Raw genomic sequence first — 18,283 nt, 5'->3', positions numbered from 1 at the left:
TCATGAATCATATAGATATACATTTGCTGTGTATAAAATACACCTCATGTTAAACACAACTTCAAAAAAATTACTCCTGTTTTTTTTGAGTGTTTCATATGTCTTACACGTACAAGCTCAGCAAAAAGTCCTTTCCATTAAGGATGCTGAACAAATGGCCCTTGCTAACTATGCTTCTATTAAGTCGAAGGCAAACCAGCTTAACGCCTCTAAGGCATATCTCAAAGAAACAAAAACGGAGTATCTGCCGGATGTAAATTTCTCCGCGCAGCAGGACTACGGAACAGTGAATGGCCAAAACGGACCATCGTATGGTTACCGTGGCTTGTCGGTATCCTCATCGGGGCCAGCTTTGGCCAAACAGAACTGGAATGCCGCTTTTGGTGCCCTCTATCTAACCAACGTTAGCTGGGATTTTTTCGCCTTCGGCAGATCGAAACAAAGGATCGGCGTACAAAAAACCATCGTATCGCGCGATGAAACTGATCTTGCACAGGAGCAATTTCAGCACCAGGTACGCGTTGCAGCCACGTATTTAAATCTACTTGCTGCACAACAGCTTGCCAAGGCGCAGCAGGATAACCTTAACCGTGCTATGGAATTGCAAAAAGTAGTCGTAGCCCGCGTAAAGAACGGCTTAAATCCGGGTGTGGATTCATCCCTGGCCAACGCCGAAGTATCTAACGCCAAGATCGCGCTTACCAATTCGCAGCAAACGGTACAGGATCAAAGTAATCAGCTATCTATTTATTTAGGAATTCCCGCCCAGGAATTTCAATTGGATAGTGCTTTCATTACCAGACAGCCCAATAACCTGGAGACTTTGAGCGCTGTTGCCGCAACCGATCACCCAACTTTGAAGTTCTATCAAAACAGGGTAAACGTGAGCGATCAACAGGCTAAATACCTTCGCACTTTCGCCTTGCCAACCTTTAGCCTTTTTGGTGTTTACCAGGGCAGGGGCTCAGGCTTTAAGCCGGACTACGGCACTAACCAGGATAGCTACACCGGCAGCTACGGCGCAGGTGTTGACCCAGCCCGTTACAACTACCTGTTTGGAATAGGTATGGTATGGAATTTTACCAGCGTTTTCAGGACCCACTATCAGGTACAATCGCAAAAGTTTACCTCAGCGCAATTGAAAAACGATTACGAATTGGTTGATAAGCAACTGGAAGCACAGCGCAGCCTTGCCGAAACACGCATAGGCAACGCTCTTAAAAATGTAAACGAAGTACCGGTTGAAGTTTCGGCCGCTAATAACGCTTACATTCAAAAATATACACTGTATAAAAACGGACTATCAAACATAGTTGATTTTACACAGGCGCTTTATACCCTTAACCGGGCCGAGGTTGACAAATATATAGCATTGAATAACGTATGGCAGGCACTGCTGTTCAAATCAGCAGCTACAGGCGATTTCGGGATATTCATCAATAATTTTTAACAGTTACACACATATACAATGGGAATGATAAAAGGGGCGCTGCAAAAACCAATTACCATATTGGTTATCGTAGCCGGGCTGTTCTTCTTCGGTATAAATGCGGTGCGGACTATCAAGATCGATATATTTCCCGATCTAAACCTGCCGGTTATATATGTATCGCACCCATACGGCGGTTTCACCCCCAACCAAATGGAGGCTTACTTCGGTAAGCAATATGTTAACCTGTTGCTTTTCGTATCGGGTGTAAAAAGCATCGAAACGAAAAACATACAAGGTTTAACGTTAATTAAAGTTACTTTTTACGAGGGCACTAATATGGCCCAGGCCGCGGCGGAGGTCACGAGTTATACCAACCGGGCGCAGGCCAGCTTCCCGCAGGGGTCGCAGCCGCCCTTTATTTTACGCTTTGATGCCTCAACGCTGCCGGTTGGTCAGTTGGTGTTGAGCAGCGCCACTCGTAGCAATAACGAATTGCTCGATTATGCTTTGGTTTATGTGCGTTCGTCATTTACCTCCATCCCGGGCCTTGTTGCGCCTGCACCTTTTGGCGGTAACCAGCGTACTATCCTGATCAAGGTTGATCCTAACCTGTTACGCTCGCACAATTTAACGCCTGATCAAATTGTGGCAGCATTGCGCGAGAATAACCAGAATACTCCCGCAGGTAACGTGCGCATAGGAGATTACAATTACCTTGCACCTTCAAATACCACCATAAAGAAAATCCCGGATTTTGGAGATATTCCGCTTTATAAAAATGGGATCCAAACCGTTTTTATGAAGGATGTTGCCACTATAGAAGATGGCGCCGATATCACCAACGGCTATGCACTTATTAATGGTAAGCGTTCGGTTTACCTGCCAATCACCAAATCGGCCACGGCCTCAACCTGGGAAGTAGTGCAAAACCTGAAAAAAGCATTGCCAAAATTCCAGGCCTTACTACCCGATGATGTGAAGCTGTCGTTCGTGTTTGACCAGTCGGTTTATGTAATTAACGCGGTAAAAAGTTTGGCCGAAGAGGGCGCGATAGGCGCGGTACTGACCGGCTTAATGGTATTGCTGTTTTTAGGTGATAAACGCGGAGCGCTTATCGTGATCCTTACGATACCTACCTGTATTATTTCGGCTATATTCTTCCTGTCGCTGGCGCACCAAACCATCAATATCATGACGCTGAGCGGGCTTTCGCTGGCAATAGGTATTTTGGTGGATGAGTCGACGGTGACAATTGAGAATATTCACCAGCACTTTGACATGGGCAAGCCGAAAGCTTTGGCTATCTGGGATGCCTGTAAGGAGATCGCGTTCCCTAAATTGCTGATCCTGTTCTGTATCCTGGCGGTGTTTGCACCTGCATTTACCATGAACGGGATTCCGGGAGCATTGTTCCTGCCGTTGGCGCTGGCTATCGGTTTCTCGATGATCGTATCTTACTTCCTGGCGCAAACCTTTGTACCAATTATGGCCAACTGGATCATGGTAAACAAACATGAAGACCACAGTCATAAAGATGGTTTTGCACTGGAGGATGAAGGTGAGCCATGGGAACAAAAAGAAAAGGCCATGAAGGCTGCCCTTGAACATACCGGCGACGAGGTAACTCGCTTTGACAAATTCAGGGATAGCTTTATGCGCCTGATGGACCGCATGCTGCCTAACCGCAAGATACTGGTAATAGTGTATGTAATCGTTGCCTTTGGCCTTGCTTTCCTGTTATTCAATATCATAGGCCGTGACGTATTGCCTAAGGTAAACTCAGGTACCTTCCAGGTACGTTTGCGGGCTGCTGATGGTACCCGTTTAGAGCGTACAGAACTAATAGCTGTTAAGGCGCAACACATATTGGGCGATATTGTGGGTAAAAACCATATAGCTATAACTTCGACATTTGTTGGCTCGCACCCTTCATCATTCTCAACTAACCCTATCTATCTGTTTATGGCTGGTCCGCAAGAGTCTGTGATGCAGGTGAGTTTAACGGAGGATTATAAGGTTAATCTTGATGATCTGAAGGAAAAATTCAGGCATGAAATGGCAAAACAGTTACCCAACGTTAAACTATCATTTGAGCCGATTGAATTGACTGATAAGATCCTGAGCCAGGGTTCGCCAACTCCTATTGAAGTAGCCATCACCGGTAAAAACAAAAAGCAAAATGTTGAGTATGCCTTTAAGGTTATCAATAAACTGAAAGATATAAAATACCTGCGCGATGTGCAGATAGGTCAGTCGTTTAATTACCCAACCATCGATATTAATATCGACAGGCAGCGGGCTGCGCAGCTTGGCGTTGGTTTAAATGATATCTCCCGTTCGCTTGTGGCATCAACTTCATCATCAAGATTTACAGAAAAGAACAACTGGATTGATGAAAAATCAAACTTGAGCTACCTTGTGCAGGTACAGGTGCCGGAGTATCAAATGGCCAGCCTAAACGATGTGAAGGAGATTCCTGTGCTGGCAAACCAGGCCCGCCCGGTATTGGGTGATGTAGCTGATGTTAAAACAGGCACCACCTTTGGCGAAAACGATAACGTAGGCGCTGTGCCGACACTATCGGTAACGGCAAACATCAACAAAAAGGATTTGGGTACTGCAACCAATGATGTGCAGAAAGCCATTGACGAATTAGGCAAACCACCGCGCGGTTTAACAGTTGAGATGCATGGCATGAGCCAAACCCTTACCGATACGCTTAATAGCTTACAATCGGGCTTATTGGTAGCCGTATTGGTGATCTTTTTGATGCTGGCTGCAAACTTCCAGTCGTTCAAAATGTCGATGGTGGTATTATCAACTGTGCCGGCTGTTTTGTTTGGTTCATTGCTGCTGGTGAAAATCACCGGCGCTACGCTTAACCTTCAATCATACATGGGTATGATTATGTCGGTGGGTGTATCTATTTCCAACGCAGTGCTACTGATCACCAATGCCGAAGAGTTACGTAAACACAACGGCGATGCATTAAAATCAGCCCGTGAAGCGGTAGCATTACGTCTTCGTCCTATTTTGATGACCAGTTTGGCCATGATTGTGGGTATGATCCCGATGGCATCCGGCTTAGGTGAAGGTGGTGATCAAACCTCACCGCTTGGTCGCGCCGTTATTGGTGGACTTATCGCATCAACTTTTGCTGCGCTGCTGATATTACCATTAGTTTTTGCCTGGGTACAAGGTAATGCCACTACCCAATCTGTTTCATTAGACCCAGAAGATAAAGAAAGTAAATTTTATGTCCCTTTGCACCACCATGAATAAGCTAAAAAATAAATCAATACTGCTGCTTGCCGTTTTAGCAATGGCAATAGGCTCATTGAGTGCCTGCCACTCGGATGATAAAGAAAAGAAAGAACAACAGGAAGAGCAGGAGCAACAGGAAGCTGTTGAAACGCCCACTGTACAAATTGTGCCGGTAACCAAAGGCAGGTTAAGCAGCAACATCACCATACCTGGTGAGCTGATCCCTTACCAACAAGTTGACCTGTATGCCAAAACCAACAGCTATGTTAAAAAGCTTTTGGTTGATATCGGTTCGGAAGTACACCAGGGTCAGTTATTAGCTGTGCTTGAAGCACCGGAAATCAACTCACAATTAGCGGCCGCGCAATCACGCATCAAACAATTTGAGGCGGTTTACTTTGCCAGCAAAGCTACTTATGACAGGCTGGTAAGCACCAGCAAAACCCCGGGTACCGTTTCTCAAAACGACCTGGAGCAGGCTGAAGCTAAAAAGAATGCTGATGAGGCTAATATTGACGCTGCTAAATCCGGCTTAAAAGAAGTATCAGCTAATTTGGCTTACCTTGAGATCCGCGCCCCGTTTGACGGTGTGATCACCAGCCGTAACGTTAACTTGGGTGCCTATGTTGGTCCGGGTGGTAAAAGTACCGATCCGTTGTTTACTATACAGGATCAGGGCCGTTTACGTTTAGTGGTATCGGTGCCCGAAATTTACACAGGTGCATTGAGCAACAAAAGCGAAGTTGGTTTTACTGTTAGGGCATTACCAAGTCAAAAATTTACCGCCCAGGTAAAACGTATCGCAGGCGCACTTGATGAAAAATTACGCGCCGAACGCCTGGAGATGGACGTTTACAATAAAGACAAAAAACTGCTTCCCCACATGTTTGCAGAAGTAAGTGTACCACTGCCTGCCGGCGACAGCACTTATGTGGTGCCTAAAACAGCAGTAGCGACTTCAACCGAAAAGGTTTTTGTAATTAAAGTTGTTGATCACAAAGCCGTTTGGGTTGATGTTAAAAAAGGCCTGAGCAATGGCGATAGCATCGAAATTTTCGGTGGCGACCTGAAACCTGATGATAAGCTGGTAAAAGCAGCATCAGATGAGATCAGGAACGGATCGACCTTGAAATATTAATAAATTGAAGGTCGATTAGATTCGGCCTGATGGATAGTGCGAAGGGATAAAAGAGCCCGAAAACTGAAAAGTTTTCGGGCTCTTTTTATATAAAATTATGTCATTGCGAGGAGCAGAAAGGGAAATGAGCCTGGGTGCGACGCGGCAATCCCGTAGCTATACAGAGCGGAAACGCATTGGTTACAAGATTGTCGCGCTTCGCTCAGCAGTGACATGGTTTTAAATTATTTAACCTCCGCTTGCAACTTCTTAATAATGCCCGTCCCCACAGCATCCGTACTTTCAGCAGCGTTTGATAATACAATCACAGCAAACTTTTTATCGGCATTAAAAGCGAGGAAGCTGCTACTGCCGTAAGTGCCGCCATTATGGAAAATGTATTCTACGCCATCAACCAAGATGATATGCCAGCCAAGGGCTATTTTGGCATCTTTGCTGTAGGTGATCTGGTGTGTTAGTTCAAAAGCCTCTGATAGCTTATCAGTGCCATTAGCCATGTTAGCCTTTGTGTATGTCAGCAGGTCGTTTACTGTTGAATGAAGGGCTCCGCAGGCGGCAAGGGCGTTAAAATCCCAGGCTACTGTTGCATCGCCGTACTGGCTGTATACTTTGGTGAAGTGGGGGAGTTGCAAAGCACTTAAATGCTGTACAGTGTTCTTTATCCCCAATGGGCTACAGATCACTTCCTGCACCATCTGATCAAATGTTTTGCCGCTTACTTGTGACAATATCGTTCCTAATAAACCTACCCCTAAATTGGAGTATGCGTATTGCTCTCCCGGTTTGCTGTTGAGTTTGCAGGTTCTCAGATAACTATACAGCAACCGTTTATTATAACTTTTATAGGGATTTGCTGCGCTGGCCGAATCAAACTGGAGATTTTCGGGGATCCGGGCCAAACCGGATGTATGATTACTCAGGGTTTTCAGCGTAATATCATTCAACGCCCCATTGGTTTTTACGGAATCTGGCAGGTATTTGGTGATAGGGTCTGTTAGTTTTACTTTGCCTTCGTTGGCGTAATATGCCAGCAGGGTAACTGTAAACGTTTTGGTGATGGAACCGATCTCGAACAGCGTATTGGCAGTTGGCAGCTGGTTGTTGCCGCGAGCGGTTTCCCCGTAATTGTAGGTGCTGGTCTGGCCATCTTTTAATATGCCTATACTAAGGCCTACTGTATTTACTTTTTGAATGTAAGGACGGGCAATTTCTTCAACCTGTTTGTCCATAGTGTTGAGTAGTTTGTTGGATGTAGGTACCTGTGTTGTTTTATCGGCATTAATGTCTTTATAAGGCTGGAACAGGAAGAGTTCTATTTTATTACCCGCATCGAGGCTCATAAGCAGTTGTAATGTTGCCGATTGAAATACCAGTTTGTAGGTACTTACCTTATTGTTAACAAAATTGATAACTGACGAACCCCTGATATCATTTAACGGGAAAAGTTGCTGTTCGGTAAGACTGCGGAACTGGCCCGCACTTACGGCATGCCTGAAATTAGGCCCGGTTAAGGTATAAATGGAGTCGGCCTGTTTGGCGTTGAAGAATTTTTTCACAAGCACGAATACCGAATCGGTTTTATACTGCTGATGGCTTTGAGCAAAAGTTATACCCGGAGTGAATAGAAGTAAGATAAAACAGAACCTGAGTTTCATGAAAAGTAATTCGTGTTTAATTAAATATCATTTAGTCTTTAGCCTGAAGAAAAAAAAATAGATTTATGACTAAAGACTACTGACTTAAATATCCTGGTAATCCTTGGCAAAGTAATTATCAGCCAAAGGATCGGTTAGGCGCACAAAACGTTTCTCATTGTATTTCCATTTCATACGGAATATGATAACGGCAATACCTGCCCCGATTATATAATTGTAACCAATAAAAGCAAACATATCGCCGGGTTCGGCAAGTAATGTGTGCATGTCTTTGCCCTTGAAAATTAGCCAGGCTATACTTGTGATAAGGGATATAGCTAACCCGAAAATAAACCCGCCGTCGATGATACAATAGCTCCACATACCGCGTTTGCGTGAGTGCTCCCACTTTTTCACGAAGCTGATGTTGTCGATGTCCTCTTCGGTGAGGCCACGGGCTTTAAGCTTTTCGGTCTGGGTTAATTTATATTGATAGCGATAATAACCCTGTATAAATGAGAACGGGAAAAATAAAAGGAAGATGATATTGTTTTTATCGTAAAAATACAGTGCAACAATAACGGCAAGATAAACCAGTTCGGTTTTGTAAGTATGTTTCAGATATGTTTTAAAATTGAATTTCATACCTGAAACATGCTATTTATATAGTTGGAGTTTGTCCGGCCAGCAGGTAAAGCACTGCCATACGCACGGCAACACCGTTTTCTACCTGGTCGAGAATGATAGACTGTTTGCTGTCGGCCACATCGCTGGTGATCTCCACGCCGCGGTTGATAGGGCCGGGGTGCATTACGGTAATCTCCTTATCCAACGAATCTAAAATGGTTTTATTTAGACCGAACAGCATGGTGTATTCCCTCAAAGAAGGGAAATATTTAATATCCTGACGTTCTAATTGGATGCGGAGCATATTGGCAACATCGCACCAGTTAAGTGCTTTGATGAGGTTGTGCTCAACCTTTACACCCAATGAGCCAATGTATTTTGGAATAAGTGTGGTTGGTCCGCAAACCATTACTTCTGCGCCAAGTTGTTTTAGGCAAAGAATGTTGGAAAGTGCTACACGCGAGTGCAGAATATCGCCCACAATAACTACTTTTTTGCCTGCTACATCGCCGTATTTTTCACGGATAGAGAAAGCATCAAGCAAAGCCTGGGTAGGATGCTCATGTGCGCCGTCGCCAGCATTTACAATTTGTGCTTTTACGTGTTTTGACAGGAAGATACCCGCACCAGCGTAAGGGTGGCGCATTACAACCATATCAACCTTCATGGCCAGGATGTTGTTTACTGTATCAATCAGTGTTTCGCCTTTGCTTACTGATGATGACGATGCCGCGAAGTTGATCACATCAGCCGAAAGTCTTTTTTCGGCCAGCTCAAATGATAAACGGGTACGGGTTGAGTTTTCAAAGAAAATATTGGCAATGGTAACATCCCGTAGCGACGGCACTTTCTTGATCGGCCGGTTTAAAACAGATTTAAAGGTATCAGCAGTTTCAAATATCAACTCAATATCTGCCCGGTTCAAATCTTTTATACCTAATAAGTGTCGTGTGCTCAGTCCTGCCATCTCAGTTATTTTCCTGTTATATTTTAATCCTTGTTGTGTTATTAGTTATGTCATTGCGAGGTACGAAGCAATCGCGAACTACGCGGGTTGCTCTGTATAGTATGCGATTGCCGCGCTATCGCTCGCAATGACATATTATTAATTCTATTACTCCTGTACTTCCGAAACAAGCACTATCTTGTCCTCGCCGTCTGTATCTTTCCAGCTAACCACTACTTTTTGTGACGCGATAGAATCAACCTCAATGCCCACATAATCTGCAGAGACCGGGATGTGGCGCGAGTAACGACGGTCAACCAAAGCCAGTAGCTCTATCTTTTCCGGTCTGCCAAATGCCTGCATGGCATCCATTGCGGCGCGAATGGTACGGCCTGTCCATAGTACATCATCCATCATGATCACTTTTTTACCTTCAATAATAAAATCTATTTTAGTTTGATTAGGCACCAGTTGTGATTCACGGCGGCGGAAATCGTCGCGGTAAAAGGTGATATCGAGATCGCCTTGTAATATGTTTTTATCCGGAAGGATTTTTCTGAGTTCCTCTGCAACGCGTTTGGCTAAATAAATGCCACGCGGCTGAATACCAATTAATACTGTATTTGAAAAGTCGTTATGATTTTCAATTAACTGGCGACATAAACGTTGTATGGTAATTTGAAACTTTTGTCCGTCGAGCAGTGTTAGATTTTGCATCGTATGGGTGGATTTGGGCAAAAGTAATAATTTGTTTTCAAAAGCCCCCTCTAAATCTCCCCCGATAGGGGAGACTTTTTAAAAATCAGTTAATCGGCAAGTTTTCTCAAAGTCGCTATCGCTCTTTCTGCATCTTTCTTCGCCACAAAAATATGGTCATGATAATAGGCTGCTACTACGTTACAGCTGATGTTTTCTTTGGCTAATACGGTTGCAAATGCGGCAGTAAGGCCGATTGCTTCAAGCGATGAATGGATGGTTAAAGTTATCCAGGCTGCAACATAGCTGTATTCAAGATTTAACTTATCGGCTGTTTCTTTTTTTAGGATGAGAGTTACCGCCTCCTGTTCTTTAAAAAAAGCTATGATATCATCGGTATTAATATCGTTTAATGATGCAGTTGTACAATAAACATAATCACCGTCATGAAGTACAGGAGTCATGTTTTTGAGCAGAGCGTTGAGGTTGGTTTCTCCGGTGGCCATATTTATTATATTATCGTGGGTAATTCAAAGCTGGCAAAACCATTCCTACAGCTATGAATACAGAAAATCCAAATAATAGGCTTAGTACCGTAAGATGCATAGAACTATCGTCCATTGGCGATTTTGAAAATGATTCCCTTAAATAAATCATTCTTACTATAAATCCTGTGTAGCCTAAGGTGGCTATTACAAGAGAAAATGAAATAACACTCACATAAATAGCGAAAGAAATCATCATACGATTGAAGTTTAGGCCAAACATGATAAAAATAATAAGTAACGTTAATAAAAGTAAGATACGGGTGATTTTAAACGTAAATGTATCTATGATAAAGGTTTTCATCCTATAAATATAAAACTAATAGAGCAAAAAAAGCCCTCCGGATAACCGGAGGGCTTATATAAGCTTAAGCTAAAATTATGCTTCTTCTTCAGAGCTGTTAGCAGCAGGTGCAGCCTTGCGGGCTTTGTTTTCAGCACCTTCCATTTGCTCTTTTAACTGAGCTAATACGCTAAGATCACCTAAAGTTGATTTTTCAACAGAATCTTTCACTTTTTTCACCGCGTTAGTAGCAGCTTTTGCTTCTTTTTTACGGTTTTCAAATTCCTGTACGCGGGCATCAGCGCGGGCTTCTTCCCAGATACGTGAGTGTGAAATAACGATACGTTTGTTTTCTTTGTTAAATTCAATGATTTTGAATTCAGCAGCTTCTTCAGCTTTTAAGCTCTTACCGTCTTCTTTAACCAGGTGTTTGGTTGGCGCGAAGCCTTCAACACCGTAAGGTAAAGCTACGATAGCACCTTTGTCGGTTACTTTGATAACAGTACCTTCATGGATCGAGTCGATAGTGAAGATAGTTTCAAAAGTATCCCAAGGGTTTTCTTCAAGCTGTTTGTGGCCTAAGCTCAGTTTGCGGTTTTCAACATCAAGTTCAAGTACAACCACGTTTAATTTTTCACCAACTTTAGTGAATTCGTTAGGGTGGTTAACTTTTTTAGACCAAGAAAGGTCAGAGATGTGGATTAAGCCGTCGATGCCGTCTTCCAGTTCAACAAATACACCAAAGTTGGTCATGTTTTTAACTGTAGCTACGTGCTGAGTACCAACTGCGTACCTTTCAGCAGCGTTTTGCCATGGATCAGGAGTTAATTGTTTAACACCTAATGACATTTTACGCTCTTCGCGGTCTAAAGTCAATACTTGAGCTTCGATCTCGTCACCAACTTTCAGGAATTCCTGAGGGTTGCGCAGGTTTTGTGACCATGACATTTCTGATACGTGGATCAAACCTTCAACACCAGGGATGATTTCAAGGAATGCACCGTAATCAGCAACGGTAACGATTTTACCTTTAACTTTTGAACCAACCTGAATGTCTTCAGAAAGGCTTTGCCAAGGGTGAGGCGTTAATTGTTTCAAGCCCAGAGCAATACGTTTTTTCTCGTCATCAAAGTCAAGCACAACAACGTTGATTTTTTGATCTAATGATAAAATTTCGCGTGGGTGCTCAATACGGCCCCATGAAATATCTGTAATGTGCAGTAAGCCGTCAACACCGCCAAGGTCAATGAATACACCAAAGTCGGTAATGTTTTTAACGGTACCTTCCAATACCTGACCTTTTTCAAGGCGAGCAACAATTTCAGTTTTTTGGTTTTCCAGATCGTCTTCGATAAGCACTTTGTGCGATACCACAACGTTCTTGAATTCGTGGTTGATTTTAACAACTTTGAATTCCATAGTTTTACCTACATACACATCGTAATCCCTGATAGGTTTGATATCGATCTGTGAGCCAGGTAAGAAGGCTTCAACGCCCATAATGTCAACAATTAAACCACCTTTAGTACGGCTCTTAACAAAACCGGTGATGATTTCATCGTTATCAAGGGCTGAATTAATGCGCTCCCATGATTTTTGAGTTTTTGCACGTTTGCGTGAAAGTACTAACTGACCGTTAGCATCTTCCTGCGATTCAACAAAAACGTCAACTTTGTCACCGATCTTCAGATCAGGTGTGTCACGGAATTCTGATACTGATACTAAACCGTCTGATTTGAAACCTACGTTAAGTACAACATCTTTGTTGTTAACGTTAACAACAGTACCGGTGATGATTTCGCCTTTGGTGATAGAGCTGAAAGTTCCATCATACAATTTCTCAAATTTCTCACGGTCGTCATCGCTGTAGTTACCAAATTTTTTGTCGTCAGCATCCCAGTCGAAATCTTCGCTTGGTGTAGCTGCAATTTTTGATTTGATCTCTTCGATAGAGATTGAATCAGCTTCTGATTCAATAGTTTCCTTTTCGCCAGACGCGTTCACTGTACCCAGTTCAGCTTCTTTCGCTTTTAATTCTTTTTCTGCTTCTTGTTTTTTTGCCATTAAATAATTTTTCTCCTTTTCCCAATTTGTTAATTGGGACTGCAAAGGTACGGATATATTTTATTGAAAAAAGAAATTTTTTAATGTTAATTGCTTATATTTTAGGTGTTTTTATAGGGTTTTAGGATTGTTGAGCAAGTGAAAGTTAACTTAAGGGGGGATTTTACGTTGAGTAAACCATTTGATAACATCGTTTGGTGTGTTATCTGCGCTATAAATTAATGAGTTATAGCAAGTAAAATTTTACGCCTTATCACTCAATTTACCATCTATCTCTTCAAAAATCTGCATAAAATCATTCAGCATTTCTTCGCGGTAACTGCTCAATATTTCATCCATGATCACCTCTTGCTCTGGTGTGAATGGGTTTTTCCAAACGCGCATACAGATCCGTTTTAACGCGTAGGCAATCTGATGGGTTTCGGCATAGGTATGCAGGTACTGACTTTTTTTAAAGCCTTCGTAAAATTTAAAGAAAACAGCAGTATCCTCAAGCCCGGCAAAGGTTAAAAAGCTTCTTATCTTATCGTCCCGGCAACCTTGTAAATGATCGTAAAATTCGGTGACGCTTATTTTGCCCGTGGTTAAAAGCAGGTTATCAATAATTAGCTCAAGTGCGATGTGCCCTAAAAAAAATGGCTTTACCGGCGAGTTTATCAAGGCGGGGGCCAGTAGCTTTTTAAGCTCATGCGAACGGGTGGTGAAAAAAGCAGATGAGTGAAAATACCGGTCGACATCAAGGTGCTTGTTCCATCCTGCTATGATCGAATTAACCTCGTTATCAGTGTGGTGCAGTTTTTCGGGATGAAGGATGATGTTTTTATCGGCATTTTTCAACAAGTCGGGTAGCACCGTTCCCAGCACGTGATAGCAGTTGGTCGTATCCCTGTCGAAATAAAAATGCGATAAAAAATTCATAAGCCTTGCCTTGCAAAATACCCGGTTTTGCTCAAGATACAAAATATAAGTAATTATTTGAAACAGATTTTACCTGTAGTTAACCTATATAATATAAGCACGAATCTTTTCATGTAATAAGCAATTAAATCGAATTGCACGAATTTGAAATGGATGTCTTTGTAATTCGTGTAATTCGATTCAATTAGTGAAAATTAGTGTATCAATTTCATTTATATTTGCACCTTTTTGAAACAGAACTTGATATGAACTTTGTTGAAGAATTACGCTGGCGCGGCATGCTGCATACCGAAATGCCCGGAACCGAGGATATGTTAAATAAAGGTATGGCTTCGGGGTATATCGGGTTTGATCCAACTGCCGATTCATTGCATGTTGGTCACCTTACCCAGATCATGACCCTGATCCACTTTCAGCGCGCGGGCCATAAACCTTATGCTTTGGTTGGTGGTGCTACCGGTATGGTAGGCGATCCGTCGGGCAAATCGGCCGAGCGTAATTTATTATCAGAAGATGTGCTGCAGCACAACCTGGAAGCTGTAAAAAAGCAGCTCACCCGTTTCCTTGATTTTAATACCGGCGCCAACAGTGCCGAAATGGTAAATAATTACGATTGGTTCAAAAACTTTACTTTTCTTGATTTTATCCGCGATGTAGGTAAACACATTACGGTTAATTATATGATGGCCAAAGATTCGGTGAAGAAACGTTTGGAAGGCGACACCGGTATGTCTTTTACCGAGTTTACTTACCAGTTGGTACAAGGTTATGATTTTTACTACCTGTGGAAGCACCATAACTGCTCATTACAAATGGGTGGCAGCGATCAATGGGGAAACATTGTTACCGGTACTGAGCTAATCCGTCGCAAAGACAGCGGTGAGGCTTTTGCCCTAACTACTAATCTGATCAAAAAAGCCGACGGCACCAAGTTTGGTAAAACAGAAAGCGGGGCAGTGTGGCTTGATGCCGAACGTACCTCGCCTTACCAGTTTTACCAGTTTTGGTTAAACACTACCGATGTTGACGCTAAATCATACATTCGTATTTTTACCTTGCTTGATCGTGAGGTTATTGAAGCGATGGAGGTTGAGCATGATGCGGCGCCGCATACCCGAGTATTGCAGAAAGCACTGGCTAAGGATATCACCATCCGTGTACACGGTGAAGCCGAATATGAAAAGGCGATAAAATCGTCGGAGTTTTTATTTGGGAATATCGGGATTGAGTTTTTGAATGAGCTTAGCGATGCGGAAGTGTTAGACTTATTTGCCGGTGTACCTAATTATAATATAGCGTTGAGTGAACTGGAGCAAGGCATTAATGCTGCTGATCTTTTAGCTGCTAAAACAGCTGTTTTTGCCTCAAAAGGCGAGGCTAAAAAGATGATACAAGGCGGTGGTGTTGCTATCAATAAAGTTAAAATAGGTACTGCCGATGATGTTTATAATGCAGATGCTTTGATTGGCGGTAAATTCATCGTAGCTCAAAAAGGTAAGAAGAACTATTTTTTGATAATAGCAGAATAAACTCTTAACCAGACTTACGAAGTTTCCAAAACTTCGTAAGTCTTAAAATCACAGGTCAATAAATTAATGAACAATGACCCAGTGATAAAAAGCGATAGGCAAAAACTTATCGCTTTTTTGTTGGTTTGATATTTGTAAATGCGACAAATGGTAGTTTTATTTGGATAAATGTCAAAAAAGGTTTTCCATAAACAAGACGCAGCTGAAGCTAAAAATTGGATAAATCTCATATAGATAAGCTTTTCGGCGATTTGGAAATAACGGTAGAGAAAGAAGTTCGAATTGGCAAAAAAGTAGCTGATGAGTCGACATAATCCATTGAAGATCAGCTTCTTAAATCACGAGAGCGTATTATGCGGTTGAAAGACCTCAGTATAAAATTGCGTACCATTAATGCTGAAGAATTACAAGCTGTACCTGCTTATAGATCGAGCAAAATAGACTCTGAGCAAGATGTAGTTGTAAAAAACAAGTCAAATCAATCAAATTCAGATGCTTTGTCTGACATTAATAATTTAAGTGATTTTGATATTATCAGTCTTGCACGTAAAGGGATCGCTAAAAGCGCTTTGCTGTCCTTCGCAAAAAAAAATCCCTAAATATCCAGGAGTTTGCCAATATACTGCATATCTCCGAGCGTACCTTACAGCGCTACGAGGATGATGTTATCATCAAAACCGAATATGCCGAAAAGGCTATTGAGCTTGCACGGCTTTATACCCGTGGTGAGGAGGTTTTTGAATCGATGGATAAATTCAAGATCTGGATTAAAACGCCGTCGGTAGTTTTCAGAGGTGAGGCACCGGTTACTATTCTGGATACATCTGTCGGCTTCGACATGGTTTTCAAGGAGCTTGGCCGTATTGAGCACGGTATTTTTGCCTGATGATACTTTACCGTATTACCAAATGTAATTACGCTGCCCATCTGAGCGGCACCGGAGCACGATTATATGGCGGTCGCTGGAATAGCGAAGGTAAACCGATGCTTTACCTTGCTTCCTCCAGATCATTAGCGGTGCTTGAGGTGTTGGTACATCTAGGTCCACTAATAATTCCAGGAAATTATTGCCTTACTGAAATAGAAGTTTCCGATAGTAAAATAATAACTGTTGAAACTGAGCAGCTACCTGCGGATTGGGGTGATTTATCCGGGCCGTTAATTTTGCGCCAACTTGGCGATGCCTTTCTTAAAAAACAGGAGTATTTATTAATGAAAGTAACATCGTCAATTGTCCCTGCCGAATATAACTATCTGCTTAACCCCTTGCATCCCGATGCTTTTGGAGTGAAACTTTGAAAAAGAGAACCTTTTAGTTTTGACAGGCGGCTTATTTAGCCATTAAGTTATTTTGATAAATTGTCATTAGTCGTTGAGGGCAGTCATTACATCGCAGCTAACCATACCAAAGAAAAAGCCACCGGTTACATAACTGGTGGCTTTTAATATCTCCTTTAAATTTTTTGATTAACCTAAGTATGATTTCAGGATCTTGCTCCTTGAAGTATGGCGCAAGCGTTGCAAGGCTTTGTCTTTGATCTGGCGCACACGCTCGCGGGTTAAATTAAACTTCTCACCAATTTCCTCTAATGAAAGCGGGTGGTTGGTGCCTAAGCCAAAGAACAATACAATGATCTCGCGCTCGCGCTCGGTTAAGGTTGATAGTGAACGTTTGATCTCTTCAGATAATGACTCATTGATCAGGATCGAATCGGTGTTTGGTTCCTGGTTTTCCAGTACATCAAGCAATGTATTCTCTTCACCCTGTACAAACGGTGCATCCATTGATACATGGCGACCAGAGTTACTCAGTGTGTCGGAGATCTTATCAACAGTGGTCTCCAATATATCAGCAAGTTCTTCGGGCGATGGTTCGCGCTCGTACTCCTGTTCAAGCTTTGAAAAAGCCTTGCTGATCTTACTTAATGAACCTACCTGGTTAAGTGGCAAACGCACAATACGCGATTGCTCGGCAATAGCCTGCAATATCGACTGGCGGATCCACCATACAGCATATGATATAAATTTAAAGCCTTTGGTTTCATCAAAACGCTTGGCGGCTTTAATCAGGCCGAGGTTGCCCTCGTTAATTAAATCGCCCAGTGTGAGGCCCTGGTTTTGGTATTGTTTAGCAACAGATACAACAAAGCGAAGGTTAGTTTTAGTTAAACGCTCCAATGCCGCCTGGTCGCCCTCGCGGATCTTTTGCGCTAAAATTACTTCTTCTTCGGCGGTTATTAGGTCTACCTTACCAATCTCGTGCAGATATTTATCAAGCGATTGCGACTCGCGATTGGTAATGGATTGCGTTATTTTGAGTTGTCTCATCTATTTAATAAACCTCTCTATTCGTTATATTCTGAATAGAACGTGCAAAGCTAATATTTTGTTTCTAAAATAAAACATATAAATCAGAAATAGCAATACCAGTGTAAAATTTTATATTCAAAATTTTAAATTTATGTATATCAAATAAAATTTATTGTAAAACAATGAATTTATTTTGTTATTTAATAAATATTGTTTTTATTTGAATTGAATTAATATTGTAGTGTAATGAAAAAGGTACGTGCCCTGCAAATACTTGTTTATATAGTGTTTGGTTTGTTTGTTTTTCAGAATATGGCTGCCGATTTCTGGCAGGGGTTTAAGGATGGATACAATGATGGAATGGGTGCAATAGATGGCGCTAAAAGATACGGGCCAACATTGCAAGCCACTATTGACGGAAGCTTTATTTCGCAAAAAAATAGGGGCGAAATGAAGATAGGTGAAAACTATACTTTAAAGAATATAATTATAAATAGTGATATAGTAGTTAATAATGATAATATATCTGTAAACGGGCCATTAAACGCTACTGAAGCTGGGCTGATACTTATTACAACTCTGATATTAATAAGAATAGCCTATCTTATTAATAAGGTTATTGTAAATATTGTAGAAGGTACTTTATTTGAGCAGCGATGTATTAGGCTGATCAAAAGCACAGGGATGCTGTTATTACTGTTTACATTGACTGATTATATAGGGCAGCAGGTATCCTATCAGGTGTTAATAGCTAAATTGCATATGCCGCTAAAAATCATCAATACATCGGCATTTAATTTTGGCACGCTGGTATTTGCTATCTTGATATTTATCCTGGCCGAAGCATTTAAGCAAGGGGCGAGGCTTAAAGAGGAGCAAGCTTTAACTATTTAAGTC

The 18,283-nt window shown here is 42.0% G+C and carries 17 protein-coding genes; 8 read left to right on the top strand and 9 right to left on the bottom strand.

The window, feature by feature from the left end; all coding sequences use genetic code 11:
- Positions 1-46: 46 nt before the first annotated feature.
- The 3 genes from DIU38_RS17320 to DIU38_RS17310 are packed head-to-tail and all read left to right on the top strand — an operon-like array spanning position 47 to position 5,834.
- On the top strand, positions 47-1,450 hold the full coding sequence (locus DIU38_RS17320; protein WP_112652272.1) for a TolC family protein: 1,404 nt from the start codon (positions 47-49) through the stop codon (positions 1,448-1,450).
- 18 nt (positions 1,451-1,468) lie between these two features.
- Entirely contained in the window at positions 1,469-4,714 is a 3,246-nt protein-coding gene (locus DIU38_RS17315) for an efflux RND transporter permease subunit (protein ID WP_112652227.1), read from the top strand.
- A complete protein-coding gene (locus DIU38_RS17310) occupies positions 4,707-5,834 on the top strand; it encodes an efflux RND transporter periplasmic adaptor subunit (RefSeq protein ID WP_112652228.1) in 1,128 nt (375 codons plus the stop codon). The genes DIU38_RS17315 and DIU38_RS17310 overlap by 8 nt, the downstream gene beginning before the upstream one ends.
- 224 nt (positions 5,835-6,058) lie before the next feature.
- Here DIU38_RS17310 and DIU38_RS17305 read toward each other — a convergent pair whose 3' ends face one another.
- The 8 genes from DIU38_RS17305 to DIU38_RS17270 all read right to left on the bottom strand — a co-directional run bounded on the left by DIU38_RS17305 (position 6,059) and on the right by DIU38_RS17270 (position 13,547).
- Positions 6,059-7,489 carry a serine hydrolase domain-containing protein gene (locus tag DIU38_RS17305; protein WP_112652229.1) on the bottom strand — a complete coding sequence of 477 codons (1,431 nt, stop codon included), beginning with the start codon at positions 7,487-7,489 and terminating at the stop codon, positions 6,059-6,061.
- An 84-nt stretch (positions 7,490-7,573) separates the two neighbouring features.
- On the bottom strand, positions 7,574-8,113 hold the full coding sequence (locus tag DIU38_RS17300; RefSeq protein ID WP_112652230.1) for a hypothetical protein: 540 nt from the start codon (positions 8,111-8,113) through the stop codon (positions 7,574-7,576).
- 16 nt (positions 8,114-8,129) lie between these two features.
- A complete protein-coding gene (locus DIU38_RS17295) occupies positions 8,130-9,062 on the bottom strand; it encodes an aspartate carbamoyltransferase catalytic subunit (RefSeq protein ID WP_091163068.1) in 933 nt (310 codons plus the stop codon).
- A gap of 147 nt (positions 9,063-9,209) precedes the next feature.
- Positions 9,210-9,758, bottom strand: a complete 549-nt coding sequence (gene pyrR, locus DIU38_RS17290; protein ID WP_090531558.1) for a bifunctional pyr operon transcriptional regulator/uracil phosphoribosyltransferase PyrR — start codon at positions 9,756-9,758, stop codon at positions 9,210-9,212.
- Between the two features lie 89 nt (positions 9,759-9,847).
- Positions 9,848-10,243 carry an ACT domain-containing protein gene (locus DIU38_RS17285; RefSeq protein ID WP_112652231.1) on the bottom strand — a complete coding sequence of 132 codons (396 nt, stop codon included), beginning with the start codon at positions 10,241-10,243 and terminating at the stop codon, positions 9,848-9,850.
- A 10-nt stretch (positions 10,244-10,253) separates the two neighbouring features.
- Positions 10,254-10,586, bottom strand: coding sequence for a hypothetical protein (locus DIU38_RS17280; protein WP_112652232.1), 333 nt, complete (start codon positions 10,584-10,586; stop codon positions 10,254-10,256).
- A gap of 75 nt (positions 10,587-10,661) precedes the next feature.
- Entirely contained in the window at positions 10,662-12,629 is a 1,968-nt protein-coding gene (gene rpsA, locus DIU38_RS17275) for a 30S ribosomal protein S1 (protein WP_091163071.1), read from the bottom strand.
- A 243-nt stretch (positions 12,630-12,872) separates the two neighbouring features.
- Entirely contained in the window at positions 12,873-13,547 is a 675-nt protein-coding gene (locus DIU38_RS17270) for a hypothetical protein (protein WP_112652233.1), read from the bottom strand.
- A 245-nt stretch (positions 13,548-13,792) separates the two neighbouring features.
- Between DIU38_RS17270 and tyrS the strand changes: the two genes are divergently transcribed.
- The 4 genes from tyrS to DIU38_RS17255 all read left to right on the top strand — a co-directional run bounded on the left by tyrS (position 13,793) and on the right by DIU38_RS17255 (position 16,375).
- Entirely contained in the window at positions 13,793-15,076 is a 1,284-nt protein-coding gene (gene tyrS, locus DIU38_RS17265) for a tyrosine--tRNA ligase (RefSeq protein WP_091163073.1), read from the top strand.
- A 353-nt stretch (positions 15,077-15,429) separates the two neighbouring features.
- Entirely contained in the window at positions 15,430-15,675 is a 246-nt protein-coding gene (locus DIU38_RS34105) for a hypothetical protein (protein ID WP_243770727.1), read from the top strand.
- Between the two features lie 2 nt (positions 15,676-15,677).
- Positions 15,678-15,962 (top strand): type II RES/Xre toxin-antitoxin system antitoxin, encoded by a 285-nt coding sequence (gene parS / locus DIU38_RS35070; protein ID WP_456152473.1) that lies wholly within the window; start codon positions 15,678-15,680, stop codon positions 15,960-15,962.
- Positions 15,962-16,375: an RES family NAD+ phosphorylase gene (locus tag DIU38_RS17255; protein ID WP_112652234.1), complete on the top strand. Its 414-nt coding sequence runs from the start codon at positions 15,962-15,964 to the stop codon at positions 16,373-16,375. Before parS ends, DIU38_RS17255 begins: the two co-directional genes overlap by 1 nt.
- 168 nt (positions 16,376-16,543) lie before the next feature.
- Here DIU38_RS17255 and DIU38_RS17250 read toward each other — a convergent pair whose 3' ends face one another.
- Entirely contained in the window at positions 16,544-17,404 is an 861-nt protein-coding gene (locus tag DIU38_RS17250; protein ID WP_090466905.1) for a sigma-70 family RNA polymerase sigma factor, read from the bottom strand.
- Between the two features lie 228 nt (positions 17,405-17,632).
- Between DIU38_RS17250 and DIU38_RS17245 the strand changes: the two genes are divergently transcribed.
- Positions 17,633-18,280, top strand: coding sequence for a DUF2975 domain-containing protein (locus DIU38_RS17245; protein ID WP_112652235.1), 648 nt, complete (start codon positions 17,633-17,635; stop codon positions 18,278-18,280).
- The last annotated feature ends 3 nt before the right edge of the window (positions 18,281-18,283 follow it).

This window comes from Mucilaginibacter metallidurans, from assembly GCF_003286435.2.
Taxonomy (GTDB): Bacteria; Bacteroidota; Bacteroidia; order Sphingobacteriales; family Sphingobacteriaceae; genus Mucilaginibacter; species Mucilaginibacter gossypii.
The sequence above is the reverse complement of the archived record's forward strand: the minus strand, read 5'-3'. Positions and strand labels throughout refer to the sequence as shown.

Excerpts from the sequence above, each read along its gene's own strand:
- DIU38_RS17285 (WP_112652231.1), bottom strand. The coding sequence starts at position 10,243 with ATGGCCACCGGAGAAACCAACCTCAACGCTCTGCTCAAAAACATGACT.
- DIU38_RS17255 (WP_112652234.1), top strand. The coding sequence starts at position 15,962 with ATGATACTTTACCGTATTACCAAATGTAATTACGCTGCCCATCTGAGC.
- DIU38_RS17320 (WP_112652272.1), top strand. The coding sequence starts at position 47 with ATGTTAAACACAACTTCAAAAAAATTACTCCTGTTTTTTTTGAGTGTT.
- DIU38_RS17250 (WP_090466905.1), bottom strand. The coding sequence starts at position 17,404 with ATGAGACAACTCAAAATAACGCAATCCATTACCAATCGCGAGTCGCAA.
- pyrR (WP_090531558.1), bottom strand. The coding sequence starts at position 9,758 with ATGCAAAATCTAACACTGCTCGACGGACAAAAGTTTCAAATTACCATA.
- DIU38_RS17310 (WP_112652228.1), top strand. The coding sequence starts at position 4,707 with ATGAATAAGCTAAAAAATAAATCAATACTGCTGCTTGCCGTTTTAGCA.
- DIU38_RS17295 (WP_091163068.1), bottom strand. The coding sequence starts at position 9,062 with ATGGCAGGACTGAGCACACGACACTTATTAGGTATAAAAGATTTGAAC.
- DIU38_RS34105 (WP_243770727.1), top strand. The coding sequence starts at position 15,430 with ATGCGGTTGAAAGACCTCAGTATAAAATTGCGTACCATTAATGCTGAA.
- DIU38_RS17305 (WP_112652229.1), bottom strand. The coding sequence starts at position 7,489 with ATGAAACTCAGGTTCTGTTTTATCTTACTTCTATTCACTCCGGGTATA.
- rpsA (WP_091163071.1), bottom strand. The coding sequence starts at position 12,629 with ATGGCAAAAAAACAAGAAGCAGAAAAAGAATTAAAAGCGAAAGAAGCT.
- tyrS (WP_091163073.1), top strand. The coding sequence starts at position 13,793 with ATGAACTTTGTTGAAGAATTACGCTGGCGCGGCATGCTGCATACCGAA.
- DIU38_RS17315 (WP_112652227.1), top strand. The coding sequence starts at position 1,469 with ATGGGAATGATAAAAGGGGCGCTGCAAAAACCAATTACCATATTGGTT.
- DIU38_RS17270 (WP_112652233.1), bottom strand. The coding sequence starts at position 13,547 with ATGAATTTTTTATCGCATTTTTATTTCGACAGGGATACGACCAACTGC.
- DIU38_RS17245 (WP_112652235.1), top strand. The coding sequence starts at position 17,633 with ATGAAAAAGGTACGTGCCCTGCAAATACTTGTTTATATAGTGTTTGGT.
- DIU38_RS17300 (WP_112652230.1), bottom strand. The coding sequence starts at position 8,113 with ATGAAATTCAATTTTAAAACATATCTGAAACATACTTACAAAACCGAA.
- DIU38_RS17280 (WP_112652232.1), bottom strand. The coding sequence starts at position 10,586 with ATGAAAACCTTTATCATAGATACATTTACGTTTAAAATCACCCGTATC.